Origin of the sequence: Polynucleobacter sp. Nonnen-W13 (assembly GCF_018881735.1) — a bacterium.
Classification (GTDB): domain Bacteria; phylum Pseudomonadota; class Gammaproteobacteria; order Burkholderiales; family Burkholderiaceae; genus Polynucleobacter.
Genome location: NZ_JACVPU010000001.1, coordinates 126,232 through 142,670, shown reverse-complemented (window position 1 = coordinate 142,670; position 16,439 = coordinate 126,232). Strand labels below are relative to the sequence as shown.

Below are 16,439 nucleotides of genomic sequence, written 5' to 3'. Positions count from 1 at the left end.
TTTCTCCTTAGGCCTTCTTATCTTCGCCAACCAGAATTTTGGTGTCGCTCAAATACATATGTGGCGGCACTTCCATATTGTCTGGGGCTGGTTTGTTCTTAAATACGCGGCCGGCCATATCAAAGGTTGAACCATGACATGGGCAGAGGAAACCACCCTGCCATGTGTTTGGCAAAGAAGGTTGAGGACCTGCCTCAAACTTAGGCGTAGGGGAGCATCCCAAATGGGTGCAAATACCAACTACAACCATATATTCAGGCTTAATTGAGCGCCATTGATTCTGGGCATAAGGCGGGGTAAATTGAGCTGGATCCCTTAAAGAATCAGGGTCTGCAAGCTCTGCATCAATCTTGGAAAGCTCGGCAACTTGTTCAGGAGTACGGCGAACCACCCAAACTGGCTTACCGCGCCACTCAACCATGCGCATTTCGTCTGGCTGCATACCAGAGATATCGATCTCAACAGCAGCTCCAGCGGCCTTGGCGCGCTCAGAAGGCTGAAAACTGTCCACAAAAGGGTAAAGGGCTGCGGCCGCACCAACACCGCCGACCGCTGAAGTGGCGATCAACCAATTACGGCGATCCTTATCCATACTGGGCTTGTCACTCATTTACAAAATTCCTCGAAAGAGCATTTATAGGTAAAAATACTTAAAGGTGAGATTTTAAAGTAAAAATGGGCTATTCATCAAAGTTATGGGGTTAATTTTGAGTTAATCCCGATCCAAGCAAAATGAAAGGTATTTATGGCTGTTTTAAAGGAATTTCGTGACTTTGCAGTCAAGGGCAATGTCATTGATTTAGCGGTTGGCGTGATCATTGGCGGGGCTTTTGGGAAGATTGTGGATTCCCTCGTCAATGACATCGTGATGCCAGTGATTTCCACCCTATTGGGGGGTCATATTGACTTCACCAACCTATTTCTAGTTCTTGGCAATGTACCAGATGGAGTTCCCAGGACCTTTGATGCCCTAAAGAAGGCAGGTGTACCCATTTTTGCTTATGGCAACTTCATCACTATATCCATCAACTTCATCCTTCTGGCATTTGTCATCTTCCAGATGGTCAAAGTCGTCAATAAAGTAAGAACAACTGATGCTCCTCCAACACCACCCACACCAGAAGATGTGGTCTTGTTGAGAGAAATTCGGGATAGCTTGAGAAAGTAGTTCTAATCAGAAATGCTGGTTAGCTTTATCTCGAAGCTACCAAGCGATCTATAGCAACTCTATTGCAAAGAATTTACTAAATAATTAAGAACAGAAATTCAGAATCTAATTAATGGACTAGTCCAACTGCTATCTTTAAGAATCATCTAGCAAAAAGAAAAAACCCACCGTGTTACCACAGTGGGTCTAATTTACAACTCATTTCTAATTCGATGCTAGCTTACGCTAGCGTTAAATTAGAAAGTGTGACGCAAGCCAACACCGTAGCTGCTACGGCCTTCAGAAATGTTAACTGAAGTGGATGATACTTGTGTTGAACCATAGATAGCATACAAGTTTGTACGCTTGCTCAACAAGTAGTTTGAACCCAACTGGTAACCAGTGAAGTTTTGTGTAGACTGGCCAGTAGGAAGAACTGATCCAGCAACGTTACCGCCACCTTGGTTTACGCCAGCATTCACACGACCTGTACCACCAGATGCCCAAACTTCAATTGCTGGAGTTACAAAGCTACGAACACCGATCTGCTGAGCAGAGCGTTGTAAGTAGTTATTGGAGTTTAAGTTAGATGTAACTTTATTGTTTACATACTGCGCGTAAGCTTTCAAGATACCAAAGTCATAAGTTGCGCCAACATAAGACTGATCTTGACCAACTGAGGTACCAAAAATGCTAGCAGCGCCAGGTGAAGCAGCAGTTGCATTCGCTGGAAGCGTTGAAGCTAATTGAACATTCGAACCAAAGTTTGTATTCTTCAATGTCTGGAACGCTGCATCAACGTTCAGTTTTTGCCAAACATAATTTAAACCTAGACCATAAGCGATTTGGTTTCCAGCACCATAACCAGTACCAGCAGTTCCACCTACGTTTGTTGATGTAGCAATACCTGTAAGGGTGTTGTTAGATGAAGCAGATTGATTGTTATAAATACCATTGAGTTGAAAACCAGCATAACGCTCAGTTTGCAATGTCAATGAGTTATTCAAACGAACTGTGTAAGAAGTTGTTGTTTCACCTTGGCCTTGTGATGTATTAGTTGCGTAGATCACGTTACCAGCCATGTTGTTTTGCTGACCTGGGTCAGTACGACCAACTGCAGTGTGGATTGGTGTGTACTGAGTACCGATTGCTGCTTGACCAATACCATTTTTCTTCAAACCAACAAAAGTTTGACGATTAGAGATACCGTTGTTTGCATCACCACCCAAACGGTTGTCAGTTGGAGCTAAGGCAAATTCAGCAGTAAAGAATGCTGATGTACCGCCACCCAAATCTTCAGTACCACGGAAGCCTAAACGTGAAGTTGTCTCAGCACCTTCGCCGTTAAAACGTGTGTAGTTAGCATTTGTAGGCACGTTACTGAAAGTCTGGCCTGCAGCAGCACCGTTAGTACCAGCGGCAACAGTTCCCAAAGGACCACGTGTTGAAACACCTTGGAAACCAACGTCCAAGATACCGTATACAGTCACTGATGACTGAGCTTGAGCTGCTGACGCAAACGCGCCGATTGCTGCAACTGCTAGTAGCGATTTTTTCATTCTTTAAATCTCCATAAATTGAAAGTAATGCCCAAATAAATTCGGGACTTGTGAATTTTGCTTGTTTTGCATTGCTAGGCAGGGGTTCAGGGCATTTAGAGGCTGTTTTTGCTTGTGGAAAGGCAGTTTTTTGGCTTTCTTCGTTGTATCAGGGCAACAAGGGCTTTGATTTCTGTCTTTTTAGGGTCTTAGATGCCAAAATTGTCATATGGCAAGCCGTGAATTCTTAAAAATCCTTCAATCTGCTCGATTAGGTGATGTATCCGCACAACAAAACTTGGCCTCTGCTTACTTAACAGGGGCATTTAAAACTCCAATTCAGCCAGCTAATTCATTGATTTGGCTAGAGAAATCCTATTTATCCATTACAAATCAAGTAGCTAACAATTCCAGCGCAGAAGCTACTAAATTACTTGGACTAGATGCACTCTCCCCAGAAATGCTGGGAATTTTGAAGCAAATTTCCTTGGTTCCCCTGGGACTTACCTTTAATTCACCAGCCTTTTCTTTTGGCTGGGAATCTTTCTGGAAGCTAGCTAAAGCAGATATCGATGTAAGCAATGCTGCGCAATGGCAACTTGCTGAACTACTGCTGGATCCCAGTAAAAAAGTGCTTCAAGGAGAGCTTGCTGAGTGGCTCTTAAAGCAGGAGAGTGATCTCGATATATCCGCCCTACAAAAAACTGCAAAAGAATTTCTTCTTCAACTAGCAGAATCAGAAACACCCTTCACCAATTTAGCCAAAGAGCTTTTGATTAAGCTCCAACCTAAAGATGAAGCACTCTCCTCCTTGTGGAGCGCTTGGCTCTCAGAAAAGAACGAAGGTGCACTAGTACAGGCAGCAGAACTTGGCATGACGATTGCAAAACTCACCTTGGGTTTACGTCTTGCTCAATTGAATGAAGTGGGTTCTGATACGAAAGATTCGATTGGGGTTAGTGGCGTCAAATCGAATGCATCTCTTAAGAAAGCTGCCTACTGGTTAGGTCTTGCTGCAAAAGATGGAGATCGGGACGCCTGGTTTGCACTTGGTGAGATTTATCGTCGCCCACAGTTCTCTGGATATAACGCCAGTGAAAGTGATCGGTGCTTTGATCGCGCAGCTGATTTGGGTCATCCTGTGGCTCAATTTAGAAGGGGCGCAAACCTCTGGCGCAAACGTGAAAAAGTAGAAGAGAGGGTACGCGGACTTCAAGCTTCCTATTGGATTTGGCAAGCTCACCAACAAGGCGTTCCTGAAGCAAAAGAATTGCTTAGTAAAGTTCTAGAGAATGTTGCCAGCCCCAAGAATAATGATTGGTTTGAATTGGCCACTTATGCTGAAAAAGCGTTAAATCATCATGCAGAGCATCAATTGGATGAGGAGTGGATCTTGCTATGCCACCGACTCATTGTTGCCAACCAATTTAACTTGAGCAAAGCAGAGTTGTTACTGTGTGAAGTCGGTCAACTACAACATGAACATTGTGTCGTTGTCGATATTCGCCATGAGCTGCCAAAGATTCTGCCTAGATTAATTCAGATTGATACCACTCAGCAGCGTCGCTCATTGCTTGCAGCGGGAAAAGTATTTGCGAGTAGCGATGCAGACTTGGAGGGAAATCTAAGGCAAAGACGTTATCGATTTGATCGAGTAACGGAGTGGCTTGCTAGCACCTTCGGACAAAATCAAGTCGTAGCTTGAGTATCTGGCTTTGTAGTTGTATCAGAGTCATCATCTGACGGTTTTGGCACATAAAAGCGCGCAATCAAAAGCCCTAATTCATAAAGCATAGTCATCGGAATTGCTAGTAGCAATTGTGAGAGAACATCGGGTGGCGTAACGATGGCAGAGACCACAAATGCCCCCACAATGACATAGGGGCGAATCTCTCTGAGCTTTGCCAGGGGAACCATACCCATGCGCACTAAAACCACAACGACAACGGGCACTTCAAAAGTAAGCCCAAATGCTAGGAAGGTATTCATGGCAAAGCCAAGGTACTTATCAATATCCGTTGACATCTCTGCGCCCAAAGGAGCGTTGTAGCTAGCCATAAACTCAAACACCGTCGGAAATACTAAGAAGTAGGCAAATGCCATGCCAAATATAAAGAGGCTATAGCTACTCACCACCAAAGGCACAATCAGTTTGCGCTCATGCTGATATAGCCCAGGAGCAATGAAAGCCCATAATTGATACATCACAACGGGCAGTGCAATTAAGAAAGCTACCAACATAGTGACCTTCATCGGCACAAAGAATGAACCCGTCACATCGGTCACAATCATCTTACCGCCAGAGGGCAAGGCATTTAACAATGGTTGTGAAAACAAATGAAAAATATCCGGCGCCCAGTACACCAAGCAGACGAACACCACAATGATTGCTAGTGCAGACTTAATAATGCGATCACGTAACTCAAATAAATGAGACAAGAAAGATTCTTGTAGGCCGGAATCTTCTGTTGAGTTCTTTTCAGTCATGCGTGGATGTTTATATTCTTGTAGTTTTTATTCTTTTATTGCTTACTTATTAGCGCTATGGTGAAAGCGCTTCATGCGAGCTGCACCAGATTGCACTCTTGTACGCATCCCAGTGGAATGCTTAAACCAAACTGGCCTGGCTGCACGCCTGACACCCCAACTCTTACGGCCTTGGCGTATCGATTTACGAAGTACCTCTTTTTCGTCAAGAGGTGCTCTGGTGAAATTATTTTCAAAGATGTCAGCTTGATCACTTAGATTGGCGCCCGCCTCTTGAACGGTAGACTGAAGTGAGCTCTCAACATCTTTAAAGGCGGAGACACTTTCTTCACGGAGTTTCTTGAACTCCTCAACATCCATCTGTCGGCTAACTTCAGATTTGACATCGGCCATATAGCGTTGTGCACGTCCGAATAAATTACCCGCCATACGGGCAATTTTTGGAAGACGTTCGGGACCAACCACCACTAATGCAACTACTGCAATAAGTGCAAGCTTTGAAACTCCGAGATCAATCATTGCAGCTGCGCATTATTTCTATCAACAATTATTTATTGATGTCTTTTGCCTGAACATCTACAGTTTTCTCCGTTGATGTAGCAGCGCTCTGAATTTGTTCCTTGGCTTTATCTTGCGACTCTTCAGTACCCTCAGGCGTTTTCATGCCATCTTTGAAACCTTTAACAGCCCCACCTAAGTCTGTACCGATATTGCGCAATTTTTTGGTACCAAATACCAACATCACGATTACCAAAACAATCAACCAATGCCAAATGCTAAATGAACCCATTTTTAATCTCCTCGGACTATTTTTTCCAGGGGCGCGGACCGCCCATCACATGCAAATGCAAGTGATAAACCTCTTGCCCACCATCTGCACCATTGTTCACCACCAATCTAAAGCCACCATCTTTTCCGGGACGGCAACCCTGCTCTTTGGCTAGACGCGGTGCTAATTCCATCATTCTACCTAGCAATGGCGCATCTGCTACTTCTGCAGACTCCAGCATGGGGATATGTTTTTTAGGAATCATCAAAAAATGTACGGGTGCGGCTGGATTGATATCTTTAAAAGCGTAGATTTCTTCATCTTCATAGACCTTCTGAGATGGGATTAACCCTTGGGAAATCTTACAAAATAGGCAATTAGGGTCATGTGACATCAATTACTCCTTATTAGCCGCTTTTCTGGCGGCTTTTTCTTCAATGCCTGAAGTACCGAGACGGCGCTCTAACTCAGCAATCACATCTTCTGGACGCAAGCCAAACTGGGAGAGTGCAATTAAGCAGTGGAACCAAAGGTCGGCCATCTCACCCACCAAAAGCTTTTGCTGTTCAGGCTCTAGATTGGAGTTACGCGCATCCTTAGCCGCCATCACCGCTTCAGTGGCCTCTTCACCAATTTTCTTCAAAATCCCATCATCACCCTTCGAAAAGAGTAAAGCAGTATAAGAAGTCTTGGGATCTCCCTCCCCAGCCTTGAACGCATCACGTCGCTGATCCACCACATCGGCCAAATGAGCCAAAGCGGAATCTAAATTAGTAGGGTTTTGTGCTGGACTAGTCATTAAGTGATTTTATGTCTTTTATTACCGGGTAGACTCAAGGGGTCTTATTAGTGAGCCTTAGACTCATCCACCCAGGCAGATTTACCAGAATCCCACCGCAGAAAGAAACAGCTGTGCTCGCCAGTATGGCAAGCAATACCGTCTTTTTGCTCAACCATGAGCAAAATGGTGTCGCCATCACAATCGAGACGGATTTCTTTTACCTTTTGGATGTGGCCAGATTCTTCACCCTTATGCCATAGCTTTTGCCTTGAGCGGGTCCAATACACTGCCTCGCCCAAGCGCAGTGTTGCCAATAGTGCATCCCGGTTCATCCAGGCCATCATCAAGATATCTTTACTTCCGACTTCCTGAGCAATTACTGGGACCAGACCTTGCTCATTCCAAGTAACAGTATCAAGCCATACTCCCGCCTCTAGAGACTCAATTGGAGTAAAGGTATTTTTGATGGTCATCTTAGGATTATTTTCTTAGTAGATCTATCTGGACTCAAATACGAACAGGGATGCCTTGGCTCGCCATAAATTCTTTTGCCTGGCCTACAGTGTATTCACCATAATGAAAAATGCTTGCCGCCAAAACTGCATCGGCATGGCCTTTGGTAATGCCATCTACTAAGTGCTGTAAGTTACCAACGCCACCTGAGGCAATAACCGGAACACTTACCGCATCACTCACAGCTGCAGTTAGCTCTAAATCAAAACCATCTTTACTGCCATCGCGATTCATGCTGGTGAGCAGAATTTCTCCAGCGCCACGTTTGGCAACTTCAGAAGCCCATGCAACTACATCCATGCCGGTGGCAGTTCTGCCGCCATGGGTAAAAACTTCCCAATTACCCGCTTCAGTTTTTTTAGCATCAATGGCTACTACGATGCACTGTGAACCGTAATACGCAGCCGCATCAGAAACTAAATCTGGATTGGCCACTGCAGAAGAGTTCATGCTGACCTTATCAGCGCCCGCATTGAGTAAACGACGCACATCCGCTACTGCGCGCACACCGCCGCCCACAGTCAAAGGAATAAATACTTGGGAGGCAACATCTTCAATGATGTGCAATATCAGATCACGGCCATCAGAGGTAGCAGTAATGTCTAAAAAGGTAAGCTCATCAGCACCTTGAGTGTTGTAGCGCTGAGCAATCTCTACTGGATCACCTGCATCACGCAGACCAACAAAGTTCACGCCTTTAACAACGCGCCCTGCCGTGACATCAAGGCAAGGAATAATTCTTTTAGTTAGCACTGGTCAGCACTTTAGATAATTTTCTTGGCAAACTTGAGAGTTAACTCATCAGCATATTTTTGCGCTGCAGTTAAATCTAAATCACCAGCGTAAATTGAGCGCCCAGCAATGACACCCATAACGCCTTCAGCTTCAGCTTCACACAGGGCTTCAATATCTTGGTTATTTGATAAACCACCGCTAGCAATTACCGGAATCCGAATAGCTTGTGCCAATTTAATCGTGGCATCCATATTGATACCCTTCATCATGCCATCGCGACCAATGTCGGTATAGATGATGGCTTCGACACCGTAATCTTCAAATTTCTTTGCAAGGTCGATAACTTCATGACCCGTAATCTTGCTCCAGCCATCGGTTGCCACTTTGCCATCCCGCGCATCTAAGCCAACCATGATCTGGCCTGGGAAAGCAGTACAAGCATCTTGCACAAAGCCAGGACTCTTCACCGCAGCAGTGCCAATAATTACCGTGCTAATGCCGTCATCTAATAAACGTTCAATAGTTTCAAGATCACGAATACCGCCACCTAGCTGAACTGGAATCTCATCACCCACTGCTTTCAAAATAGATTTAATAGCAGATTCATTTTTGAGTTTTCCAGCAAACGCACCATTCAAATCAACCAGATGTAAACGCCGTGCTCCCTTACTAATCCAATGCGCAGCCATTGCGCCTGGATCCTCAGAAAACACAGTGGCTTTGTCCATGTCACCTTGTTCGAGTCGAACACAGTGACCATCTTTTAAGTCAATCGCGGGAATGAGCAGCATAGCGGTAGATTAGAGAAGTATTAAGGTTGCCAAGAAACAAAATTTTTGTAGAGCTTTAATCCGTATTCTGCACTTTTTTCTGGATGAAATTGTGTTGCAAAAATATTATCTCTTGCAACAGCAGAAGTAAACCAATCGCCATATTCTGTTGAGCCGGCAACATCTTCCTTACGCTGCGGCACAACAAAATAACTATGCACAAAATAAAAACTGGTCAAATCCGGAATACCACTCCAAAGCGGATGCTGGCGATCCTGACGAACCTGATTCCAGCCCATATGGGGAACCTTATAGGCGGAACCATCTGGCTGTAGTTTGCCGGCCAACTCAAAACGCCGCACCTCACCCGGAATCAACCCCAAGCAAGGGGTCCAGGCCCTACTGGAATTTCCCCGTACTTCAGCACTTTGATCAAACAGCATCTGCTCACCCACGCAAACACCTAATAAAGGCTTATTTTTTGCGGCATCAAGCAAGGCTTCCAATAAACCCGACTCTTCTAGATGTTTCATGCAATCAGGCATAGCACCCTGACCTGGAAGAACTACCCGCTCTGCGGTGAGGATTTCTTCGGGAGTGTGCGCAATCAGAACATTGGCATCGGGTGCCACATGATGAAAGGCCTGATATACGGAACGTAGGTTACCCATTCCGTAATCAACGATCGCAATGGTTTGCGCCAATGGTTGCCTATGTTCTGTAGTTTTTTGACAGTCTTCTACTCAATGCTAGAAATTTTCTAGATTAGAGGCTGCCCTTAGTGGAAGGAACAACACCGGATGCGCGTGGATCAATCTCTAAAGCCATACGTAATGCGCGGCCAAAGGCCTTGAACACGGTTTCAATCTGGTGGTGAGCATTAATGCCACGCAAGTTATCAATATGCAAAGTGACTCCAGCATGGTTTACAAAACCACGGAAGAACTCGATGCTGAGATCCACGTCAAAGTCACCCACGCGTGCACGGGTAAATGGCACGTTGAACTCCAGCCCTGGACGACCAGAAAAGTCGATCACTACGCGAGACAGGGTTTCATCTAAAGGGACGTAGGAGTGGCCGTAGCGGGTAATACCCGCTTTATCGCCAACTGCCTTAGCAAACGCTTGTCCCAGAGTAATTCCTACATCCTCAACGGTATGGTGGTCATCAATATGGGTATCGCCTTTTGCGATTACTTTGAGGTCAATCATGCCGTGACGGGCAATTTGATCCAGCATATGGTCCAAGAAAGGTACGCCTGAGGCCAGCTCAGCTTTACCTGTGCCATCTAAATTGATAGCAATTTGAATTTTGGTTTCCGAAGTATTTCGGGTAACGTCGGCTTGCCGCATGCTTCAGTGCGCCGCGAGGCGAAGTGTTGATTGAAGCCTCATAATATCATTCCTAATACAGATATAAATGCTGATTTTGATTGCTAGCGTTTATTCACTTTTGCTGATTTTTGACTAGAGTCCCTCATGAGCCGCTTTTGGAGCCCCGTTGTTAAGACCCTGACCCCTTATGTTCCTGGGGAGCAACCGCAGATGGCGCGGCTGGTAAAGCTCAATACGAATGAGAGCCCTTATGGCCCATCCCCTAAGGCCCTAGCAGCCATAAGTCAGCAAAATACCGATGATTTAAGACTTTATCCAGACCCTGAAGGAGCAGCTCTTAAACAAGCCATTGCCGATTTACATGGTCTGGACCCAAAGCAGGTATTTTTAGGCAATGGCTCCGATGAGGTTCTGGCTCACGTATTTTTAGGCCTGCTAAAACAAGCTAAACCAGTCCAATTTCCAGATATTACCTATAGCTTCTACCCGGTCTATTGCAAGTTATTTGGTATTGACTATCAAACAGTGCCCCTAGGTTCTGATTTTGAGATCCAAACCCAAGACCTCAAAACCCCCAATGGCGGAATTATTTTCCCCAATCCCAATGCTCCAACTGGTCGAGCTATCCCCCGTTCAGATATCGAGGCCCTACTCAGCAGAAATACAGATTCCGTAGTGGTGATCGATGAGGCCTACGTGGATTACGGTACGGAGTCTTGTGTTCCTCTGCTTCGTGGTAGTGCTTGCCCAGAAAACCTTTTAGTCATACACACTTTATCTAAGTCTCGCGCCTTAGCAGGACTTCGCGTTGGATTTGCATTGGGGCATCCAGCCCTCATTGAAGGTCTAGAGCGTGTAAAAAATAGTTTTAACTCTTACCCGCTAGGTCGCTTAGCTCAAGCGGGAGCAATTGCTGCAATACAAGATCAAGCCCATTTAGAATCGACGAGTAAAAAAGTGATTCAAACTCGCGAGCGCTTAGTTTCAGAATTGGCTTCATTGGGCTTTGATACCTTGCCATCAACCGCGAACTTTATTTTTACGCGTCATCCGAAACATACTGGAGCAAAGCTCTATCAATCTTTACGCGATCGTGGAATGATTGTGCGCCACTTCAAGTCGCCACGCATTGAAGAATTTCTACGCATCACTATCGGCACCGATGATCAAACGAATGAATTGATTGCCGCCCTGAAAGAAATTTTAGCTAGCGCTTAAATTATTTCTTTAGGCGCATCTCAGCAGCGCGGGCATGAGCTGTTAAGCCCTCACCGTGTGCGAGAGTGCTAGCAACAGCACCTAAGGTTTGAGCACCTGCTTCACTTACTTCAATCATGCTCGAGCGCTTAATGAAGTCATACACACCCAAGGGAGAAGAAAAGCGCGCAGTGCGTGCTGTTGGTAAGACATGATTTGGGCCTGCGCAATAATCACCCAAAGATTCGCTGGTGTAGTTGCCCATAAAGATGGCGCCAGCATGACGGATTAACTCAGCCCACTTGCGCGGCTCAGTAGCACAAATCTCTAAATGCTCAGCAGCAATAGCATTGGCAATCTCACAGGCCTCACCCATATCTTTTACCTGAATCAATAAAGCGCGATTGGTAAGTGATGTTTCAATCACCTTCTTTCTCGGCATCTCAGGCAATAGCTTGTTAATGCTTGCTTGCACTTGATCAATGAATTGCTTGTCCGGGCAAAGCAAAATAGATTGTGCCAACTCATCGTGCTCCGCTTGAGAAAACAAATCCATTGCAATCCAGTCGGGATTACTGGAGCCATCACAAAGAACCAAAATTTCTGATGGGCCGGCAATCATGTCGATACCAACGGTACCAAATACTCTGCGCTTAGCAGCTGCTACATAGGCATTACCAGGGCCAACAATTTTGTCGACCGCAGGAATAGTCTGCGTGCCATAAGCTAAAGCACCAACTGCTTGCGCACCACCAATCGTAAAGACGCGATCAACACCGGATAAGTAGGCGGCAGCCAAGACCAAAGCATTGCGAGCGCCATCTGGAGTAGGCACTACCATGATGACTTCTTTAACACCAGCAACTTTTGCGGGAATCGCATTCATCAGAACAGAAGAGGGATAAGCCGCTTTACCACCTGGAACGTAAATGCCAACACGATCTAAGGCAGTAACTTTTTGACCTAAGCGTGTGCCATCAGCCTCTTCATACTCCCAAGAGTGACAACCTGCTTCAATTCTTTGTTTCTCGTGATATGCCCGCACTCTCTGCGCGGCAATATCAAGCGCATTTTTTTGCTCAGCCGATAAACCGTCGTAGGCTTTTTTTAATTCTGCTTGAGAAATCTCTAACTCATTAACGCTAGCTACATTTAAACGATCAAACTGCTTTGTGAAATCTAGTACCGCAGCATCACCATTCGCTTTTACTTGTGCCAAGATTTTGACTACCGCAGCATCAATCGCCTCATCATCGGCCATCGGCAAAGAAAGGCTAGACAGTAGCGTTTCTTTGAACCCGGCATCTTTGCTATTAAGGCGTTTTACTTTGACGTCTGCTGACATAGGAATTTTTTCTTTACTTCAGCAACTCAAAGAATGGCTGGAGCTGTGTACGCTTACGCTTATAAGAAGCTTGATTAACCACTAAGCGTGCGCTGATATCAGCAATGGGCTCAACCTCAACTAAGCCGTTAGCGCGCAAGGTATTGCCGGTAGACACCAAATCCACAATCGCATCTGCCAATCCAACCAAGGGGGCTAGCTCCATCGAGCCGTACAAATGAATCGTATCAATATGAACACCTTTATTAGCAAAGTGTTCACGAGCGCAATTAACGTACTTTGTTGCAACTTTCAGACGAGAGCCTTGTTTTACAGCTGCTGCGTAATCAAAGCCTTCTTTAACGGCAACAGACATACGGCATTTTGCAATGTTCAAGTCGAATGGAACATATAGACCATCAGTGCCGTTTTCCATTAAGACATCGAGACCTGCAACACCAAAGTCTGCACCGCCGAACTGAACGTAGGTCGGCACATCTGAAGCGCGCACAATGATCAGGCGGACCTCAGGATTGGAGGTCTCAATAATGAGTTTGCGTGACTTTTCTGGGTCCTCAAGCGGACGAATACCGATCTTAGATAAGATCTCAGCGGTTTCTTCGAAGATGCGCCCCTTCGAGAGGGCTAGAGTTAACTTCATGGACTAATTATCCATCAGGCTTACTTGATCCGCTGAATGTTAGCCCCCAAGAGGGTCAGCTTTTGCTCCATGCGGTCATATCCCCGATCTAAGTGATAAATCCGGTCTACCTGGGTTTCTCCTTGGGCGGCCAAGCCGGCAATCACTAGGCTGGCAGAAGCACGCAAATCAGTAGCCATCACAATAGCGCCAGATAGCTTCTCCACACCCTGAGCAATTGCCGTATTCCCCTCAATTGCAATATCCGCACCAAGACGGTTCATCTCTTGAACGTGCATAAAGCGATTTTCAAAGATGGTCTCAGTAATAGTGGCGTTACCCTCTGCAATCGCATTCACTGCCATGAGTTGTGCCTGCATATCGGTCGGGAAGGCTGGATATTCAGAGGTGCGGAAACTGACCGCCTTGGGACGACCCCTCATGGAAGCCTTGATCCAGTCAGGACCAACTTCCATTTCTAAGCCAGCTTCTTTGAGTTTGACGATCACCGCATCTAGGGTATCTGGGCGGCAGTGCTTAACCAGCACCTCGCCACCAGCAGCAGCAACTGCGCATAAGAATGTGCCAGCTTCAATCCGGTCAGCAATCACAGCATGTTCTGCACTGTGGAGCTTTTCAACCCCCTCAATCACCAAGCGATCGCTACCGATACCGGTAATCTTCGCGCCCATTTTGACGAGCAACTCAGCTAAGTCCCCTACTTCAGGCTCGCGTGCCGCATTCTCTAATATGGTTGTGCCTGAAGCCAAAGTAGCGGCCATCAATAAATTCTCTGTACCGGTTACGGTGATCATGTCAGTCAAGATGGAAGCGCCCTGCAAGCGACCTGTGGCAGATTTGGTTTCTGCCTGGATATAACCACTCTTAATCTTGATCGTGGCACCCATAGCTTTTAAGCCCTTGATATGCTGATCCACTGGACGCGCGCCAATAGCACAGCCGCCTGGCAGTGAAACCTTAGCGTTATGCATTCTGGCAAGCAATGGGCCTAAAACCAAAATAGAAGCACGCATGGTTTTGACCATCTCATAAGTTGCTTCAGAGCTCTTAATATTGGCCGCGTTAAGCACTACATGATTTCGATTGCCGGGATCTGGGAAAGTGACAGTTACTCCAATTTCTTGGAGGAGCTTGAGCATGGTTCTCACATCTTGCAAATCTGGAACATTACGCAAAGTAATCGGTTGATCCGTTAGCAAGCAAGCGCATAAGATTGGTAGGGCTGCATTCTTAGCGCCAGCAATCAGTACCTCACCCATCAAGGGGGTGCCGCCAACCATCCGTAATTTATCCATGAATCTATTCCAGTAACAATCTAATGTCGTATTTTAAGTTGGGGTGTTTTGTGCGAACTCTTCAGGAGTGAATGCCTTAATTGATAAAGCGTGCACCTCCGCCTTCATACGATCACCCATAGCGCCATATACCAATTGATGACGCTGAATCAAACGCTTACCCTCAAACTCTGGACTCACAATCGTCGCAAAAAAATGCTGACCATCACCCTCAACATTAACGTGGGTACATGAGAGGCCTTGCTGAATATAGCCTTCAATTTGCTCTGGGGTTGGCAACATCACAATCTCCTGATTTCTAATTTTTCAATATTCTTAAATGCTAATTTTGAAGCAAGCTTTACGCACTTAGTTCCTAAGCTTGTAGCCTTTTTGCAGTAAACGCAAAGCAATAACTGAGACTGTGACAAAGAAGCAGGCAACAATCGCCAAGCTATTCCAAGGAGAGATATCTGACACTCCGAAGAAACCATAACGGAAGCCATCGATCATATAAAAGAATGGATTGAAATGCGATACCACTTGCCACGCAGCCGGCAAAGAATGAATGGAGTAAAACACACCTGATAGCATTGTTGCCGGCATGATGATGAAATTTTGGAAGGCTGCCAATTGATCGTATTTGTCTGCCCAGATGCCCGCAATTAAACCCATACTTCCTAAAATTGCGGCGCCCAACAAAGCGAATGCCATGATCCACAGAGGATATTCAAAAGATGGCATGGCAAACCATGCGGTAATTAGTAATACGCCAGCGCCCACAACAATTCCACGAAACACTGCAGCCAAGACATAGGCAGCATAAAACTCTAAGTGACTAAAAGGGGCTAGCAAGACAAAGACTAGGTTGCCGGTTACCTTAGACTGAATGAGGGATGAAGAAGTATTAGCAAATGCGTTTTGTAACACGCTCATCATCACTAAGCCAGGAATCAGAAAGGCCGTGTAATTTAAGCGGCCATACACCTCTTTTCCCTCGAGCACATGTCCGAAGATCATTAAATACAGAACAGCAGTAAGCACTGGCGCGGCAACCGTCTGGAAAGCTACCTTATAAAAACGTTTGATTTCTTTTCGCAAGAGCGTTGGAAAACCACTCCCATAAGCGATTGGTAGTTTATTTAAAATAGGTTTCATCGAGCACCTCCCGACATGATGTTGACAAACACATCTTCGAGATCCGTCTTACCTTCACCATCTTTTTTAACCGAGCCATGCTGACTCAGTAAATTAGCAGTGGTATCTAGAGCCACAATCTTTCCTTGCTTGAGCATGGCAATGCGTTGACACAATGCCTCAGCCTCTTCAAGGTAATGGGTTGTTAAAACGATGGTATGACCATCTTGGTTGAGACGACTAATAAATTGCCAAAGCGATTGCCGCAACTCTACGTCAACTCCAGCAGTAGGCTCATCCAAAATAATGACTGGCGGCCGATGAACCAAGGCCTGCGCCACCAATACTCGGCGCTTCATGCCACCAGATAAGGAACGCATATTACTGTCAGCTTTATTGGTGAGATCCAAATTGGCCATGATCTCGTCAATCCAAGCATCGTTATGACGAATCCCAAAATAACCTGACTGAAATTGCAGCGTTTCTCTAACCGTAAAGAATGGATCAAACACCAACTCTTGCGGCACGACGCCCAGCATCCGGCGAGCATCACGGAATTGACTTTGAACATCCGCGCCCATGATTGCAGCGTGACCGCCATCTGCAGTAACTAAACCTGCCAATATAGATATGAGTGTTGTCTTGCCGGCACCATTGGGACCCAGCAGGCCAAAGAACTCACCTGGCTCAATAGATAAAGAAATATCATCTAGCGCTTGAAGTGCGCCATAATTTTTAGATACGTTTTTAATTGATATTGCGGCGTGCATG

21 protein-coding genes are annotated in these 16,439 nt (G+C 45.7%); 3 read left to right on the top strand and 18 right to left on the bottom strand.

Annotation, left to right across the window (positions count from 1 at the left end; translation table 11 throughout):
- Positions 1 to 7: 7 nt before the first annotated feature.
- Positions 8 to 610: a ubiquinol-cytochrome c reductase iron-sulfur subunit gene (gene petA, locus ICN27_RS00775; protein ID WP_215308765.1), complete on the bottom strand. Its 603-nt coding sequence runs from the start codon at positions 608 to 610 to the stop codon at positions 8 to 10.
- A gap of 135 nt (positions 611 to 745) precedes the next feature.
- On the opposite strand from petA, the gene mscL reads away from it, so the two are divergent.
- The gene (gene mscL / locus ICN27_RS00770; protein ID WP_216268596.1) at positions 746 to 1,168 is read left to right on the top strand and encodes a large conductance mechanosensitive channel protein MscL; all 423 of its coding nucleotides are present in this window, start codon (positions 746 to 748) and stop codon (positions 1,166 to 1,168) included.
- 236 nt (positions 1,169 to 1,404) lie between these two features.
- Here mscL and ICN27_RS00765 read toward each other — a convergent pair whose 3' ends face one another.
- A complete protein-coding gene (locus ICN27_RS00765; RefSeq protein ID WP_216268595.1) occupies positions 1,405 to 2,706 on the bottom strand; it encodes a porin in 1,302 nt (433 codons plus the stop codon).
- 208 nt (positions 2,707 to 2,914) lie between these two features.
- Here ICN27_RS00765 and ICN27_RS00760 point away from each other — a divergent pair, with 208 nt between their 5' ends.
- The gene (locus tag ICN27_RS00760; protein ID WP_216268594.1) at positions 2,915 to 4,390 is read left to right on the top strand and encodes a tetratricopeptide repeat protein; all 1,476 of its coding nucleotides are present in this window, start codon (positions 2,915 to 2,917) and stop codon (positions 4,388 to 4,390) included.
- Here ICN27_RS00760 and tatC read toward each other — a convergent pair.
- From tatC to hisB, 10 genes are all read right to left on the bottom strand, one after another.
- Positions 4,375 to 5,172 (bottom strand): twin-arginine translocase subunit TatC, encoded by a 798-nt coding sequence (gene tatC / locus ICN27_RS00755; protein WP_216268593.1) that lies wholly within the window; start codon positions 5,170 to 5,172, stop codon positions 4,375 to 4,377. The genes ICN27_RS00760 and tatC overlap by 16 nt on opposite strands.
- Positions 5,173 to 5,214: 42 nt before the next feature.
- Complete coding sequence (gene tatB / locus ICN27_RS00750) at positions 5,215 to 5,691, bottom strand: Sec-independent protein translocase protein TatB (protein WP_216268592.1); 477 nt, start codon at positions 5,689 to 5,691, stop codon at positions 5,215 to 5,217.
- Between the two features lie 28 nt (positions 5,692 to 5,719).
- Positions 5,720 to 5,962 carry a Sec-independent protein translocase subunit TatA gene (tatA, locus tag ICN27_RS00745; RefSeq protein WP_216268591.1) on the bottom strand — a complete coding sequence of 81 codons (243 nt, stop codon included), beginning with the start codon at positions 5,960 to 5,962 and terminating at the stop codon, positions 5,720 to 5,722.
- A 16-nt stretch (positions 5,963 to 5,978) separates the two neighbouring features.
- On the bottom strand, positions 5,979 to 6,335 hold the full coding sequence (locus ICN27_RS00740) for a histidine triad nucleotide-binding protein (protein ID WP_216268590.1): 357 nt from the start codon (positions 6,333 to 6,335) through the stop codon (positions 5,979 to 5,981).
- Positions 6,336 to 6,338: 3 nt separating this feature from the next.
- Entirely contained in the window at positions 6,339 to 6,740 is a 402-nt protein-coding gene (locus ICN27_RS00735; protein ID WP_216268589.1) for a phosphoribosyl-ATP diphosphatase, read from the bottom strand.
- Between the two features lie 47 nt (positions 6,741 to 6,787).
- On the bottom strand, positions 6,788 to 7,195 hold the full coding sequence (hisI, locus tag ICN27_RS00730) for a phosphoribosyl-AMP cyclohydrolase (RefSeq protein WP_216268588.1): 408 nt from the start codon (positions 7,193 to 7,195) through the stop codon (positions 6,788 to 6,790).
- 34 nt (positions 7,196 to 7,229) lie between these two features.
- Positions 7,230 to 7,988, bottom strand: coding sequence for an imidazole glycerol phosphate synthase subunit HisF (gene hisF, locus ICN27_RS00725; RefSeq protein ID WP_216268587.1), 759 nt, complete (start codon positions 7,986 to 7,988; stop codon positions 7,230 to 7,232).
- 11 nt (positions 7,989 to 7,999) lie between these two features.
- Entirely contained in the window at positions 8,000 to 8,761 is a 762-nt protein-coding gene (gene hisA, locus ICN27_RS00720) for a 1-(5-phosphoribosyl)-5-[(5-phosphoribosylamino)methylideneamino]imidazole-4-carboxamide isomerase (RefSeq protein ID WP_215308744.1), read from the bottom strand.
- Between the two features lie 20 nt (positions 8,762 to 8,781).
- Positions 8,782 to 9,444 carry an imidazole glycerol phosphate synthase subunit HisH gene (hisH, locus tag ICN27_RS00715; protein ID WP_216268586.1) on the bottom strand — a complete coding sequence of 221 codons (663 nt, stop codon included), beginning with the start codon at positions 9,442 to 9,444 and terminating at the stop codon, positions 8,782 to 8,784.
- 61 nt (positions 9,445 to 9,505) lie between these two features.
- The gene (gene hisB / locus ICN27_RS00710) at positions 9,506 to 10,093 is read right to left on the bottom strand and encodes an imidazoleglycerol-phosphate dehydratase HisB (RefSeq protein WP_215308741.1); all 588 of its coding nucleotides are present in this window, start codon (positions 10,091 to 10,093) and stop codon (positions 9,506 to 9,508) included.
- 126 nt (positions 10,094 to 10,219) lie between these two features.
- On the opposite strand from hisB, the gene hisC reads away from it, so the two are divergent.
- Positions 10,220 to 11,293 carry a histidinol-phosphate transaminase gene (gene hisC, locus ICN27_RS00705; protein ID WP_216268585.1) on the top strand — a complete coding sequence of 358 codons (1,074 nt, stop codon included), beginning with the start codon at positions 10,220 to 10,222 and terminating at the stop codon, positions 11,291 to 11,293.
- A gap of 1 nt (position 11,294) precedes the next feature.
- On the opposite strand, the gene hisD is transcribed toward hisC, so the two are convergent.
- The 6 genes from hisD to ICN27_RS00675 form a co-directional block, all read right to left on the bottom strand.
- Positions 11,295 to 12,617 carry a histidinol dehydrogenase gene (hisD, locus tag ICN27_RS00700; RefSeq protein ID WP_216268584.1) on the bottom strand — a complete coding sequence of 441 codons (1,323 nt, stop codon included), beginning with the start codon at positions 12,615 to 12,617 and terminating at the stop codon, positions 11,295 to 11,297.
- 13 nt (positions 12,618 to 12,630) lie between these two features.
- Positions 12,631 to 13,257 (bottom strand): ATP phosphoribosyltransferase, encoded by a 627-nt coding sequence (hisG, locus tag ICN27_RS00695; protein WP_216268583.1) that lies wholly within the window; start codon positions 13,255 to 13,257, stop codon positions 12,631 to 12,633.
- Positions 13,258 to 13,277: 20 nt separating this feature from the next.
- Positions 13,278 to 14,552: a UDP-N-acetylglucosamine 1-carboxyvinyltransferase gene (gene murA / locus ICN27_RS00690; RefSeq protein ID WP_216268582.1), complete on the bottom strand. Its 1,275-nt coding sequence runs from the start codon at positions 14,550 to 14,552 to the stop codon at positions 13,278 to 13,280.
- A 33-nt stretch (positions 14,553 to 14,585) separates the two neighbouring features.
- The gene (locus ICN27_RS00685) at positions 14,586 to 14,834 is read right to left on the bottom strand and encodes a BolA family protein (RefSeq protein WP_215308734.1); all 249 of its coding nucleotides are present in this window, start codon (positions 14,832 to 14,834) and stop codon (positions 14,586 to 14,588) included.
- A 66-nt stretch (positions 14,835 to 14,900) separates the two neighbouring features.
- Positions 14,901 to 15,689, bottom strand: coding sequence for an ABC transporter permease (locus tag ICN27_RS00680; RefSeq protein ID WP_216268581.1), 789 nt, complete (start codon positions 15,687 to 15,689; stop codon positions 14,901 to 14,903).
- Entirely contained in the window at positions 15,686 to 16,438 is a 753-nt protein-coding gene (locus ICN27_RS00675) for an ABC transporter ATP-binding protein (RefSeq protein ID WP_215308731.1), read from the bottom strand. The genes ICN27_RS00680 and ICN27_RS00675 overlap by 4 nt, the downstream gene beginning before the upstream one ends.
- Between the last annotated feature and the right edge of the window lies 1 nt (position 16,439).

What these genes read in the sequence shown, in the direction of transcription:
- murA (WP_216268582.1), bottom strand. Translation starts at nt 14,552, where the DNA reads ATGGATAAATTACGGATGGTTGGCGGCACCCCCTTGATGGGTGAGGTA.
- ICN27_RS00760 (WP_216268594.1), top strand. Translation starts at nt 2,915, where the DNA reads ATGGCAAGCCGTGAATTCTTAAAAATCCTTCAATCTGCTCGATTAGGT.
- ICN27_RS00685 (WP_215308734.1), bottom strand. Translation starts at nt 14,834, where the DNA reads ATGTTGCCAACCCCAGAGCAAATTGAAGGCTATATTCAGCAAGGCCTC.
- ICN27_RS00680 (WP_216268581.1), bottom strand. Translation starts at nt 15,689, where the DNA reads ATGAAACCTATTTTAAATAAACTACCAATCGCTTATGGGAGTGGTTTT.
- hisG (WP_216268583.1), bottom strand. Translation starts at nt 13,257, where the DNA reads ATGAAGTTAACTCTAGCCCTCTCGAAGGGGCGCATCTTCGAAGAAACC.
- hisB (WP_215308741.1), bottom strand. Translation starts at nt 10,093, where the DNA reads ATGCGGCAAGCCGACGTTACCCGAAATACTTCGGAAACCAAAATTCAA.
- hisD (WP_216268584.1), bottom strand. Translation starts at nt 12,617, where the DNA reads ATGTCAGCAGACGTCAAAGTAAAACGCCTTAATAGCAAAGATGCCGGG.
- tatA (WP_216268591.1), bottom strand. Translation starts at nt 5,962, where the DNA reads ATGGGTTCATTTAGCATTTGGCATTGGTTGATTGTTTTGGTAATCGTG.
- hisI (WP_216268588.1), bottom strand. Translation starts at nt 7,195, where the DNA reads ATGACCATCAAAAATACCTTTACTCCAATTGAGTCTCTAGAGGCGGGA.
- ICN27_RS00675 (WP_215308731.1), bottom strand. Translation starts at nt 16,438, where the DNA reads ATGCACGCCGCAATATCAATTAAAAACGTATCTAAAAATTATGGCGCA.
- tatB (WP_216268592.1), bottom strand. Translation starts at nt 5,691, where the DNA reads ATGATTGATCTCGGAGTTTCAAAGCTTGCACTTATTGCAGTAGTTGCA.
- ICN27_RS00735 (WP_216268589.1), bottom strand. Translation starts at nt 6,740, where the DNA reads ATGACTAGTCCAGCACAAAACCCTACTAATTTAGATTCCGCTTTGGCT.
- hisA (WP_215308744.1), bottom strand. Translation starts at nt 8,761, where the DNA reads ATGCTGCTCATTCCCGCGATTGACTTAAAAGATGGTCACTGTGTTCGA.
- ICN27_RS00740 (WP_216268590.1), bottom strand. Translation starts at nt 6,335, where the DNA reads ATGTCACATGACCCTAATTGCCTATTTTGTAAGATTTCCCAAGGGTTA.
- tatC (WP_216268593.1), bottom strand. Translation starts at nt 5,172, where the DNA reads ATGACTGAAAAGAACTCAACAGAAGATTCCGGCCTACAAGAATCTTTC.
- ICN27_RS00765 (WP_216268595.1), bottom strand. Translation starts at nt 2,706, where the DNA reads ATGAAAAAATCGCTACTAGCAGTTGCAGCAATCGGCGCGTTTGCGTCA.
- hisC (WP_216268585.1), top strand. Translation starts at nt 10,220, where the DNA reads ATGAGCCGCTTTTGGAGCCCCGTTGTTAAGACCCTGACCCCTTATGTT.
- mscL (WP_216268596.1), top strand. Translation starts at nt 746, where the DNA reads ATGGCTGTTTTAAAGGAATTTCGTGACTTTGCAGTCAAGGGCAATGTC.
- petA (WP_215308765.1), bottom strand. Translation starts at nt 610, where the DNA reads ATGAGTGACAAGCCCAGTATGGATAAGGATCGCCGTAATTGGTTGATC.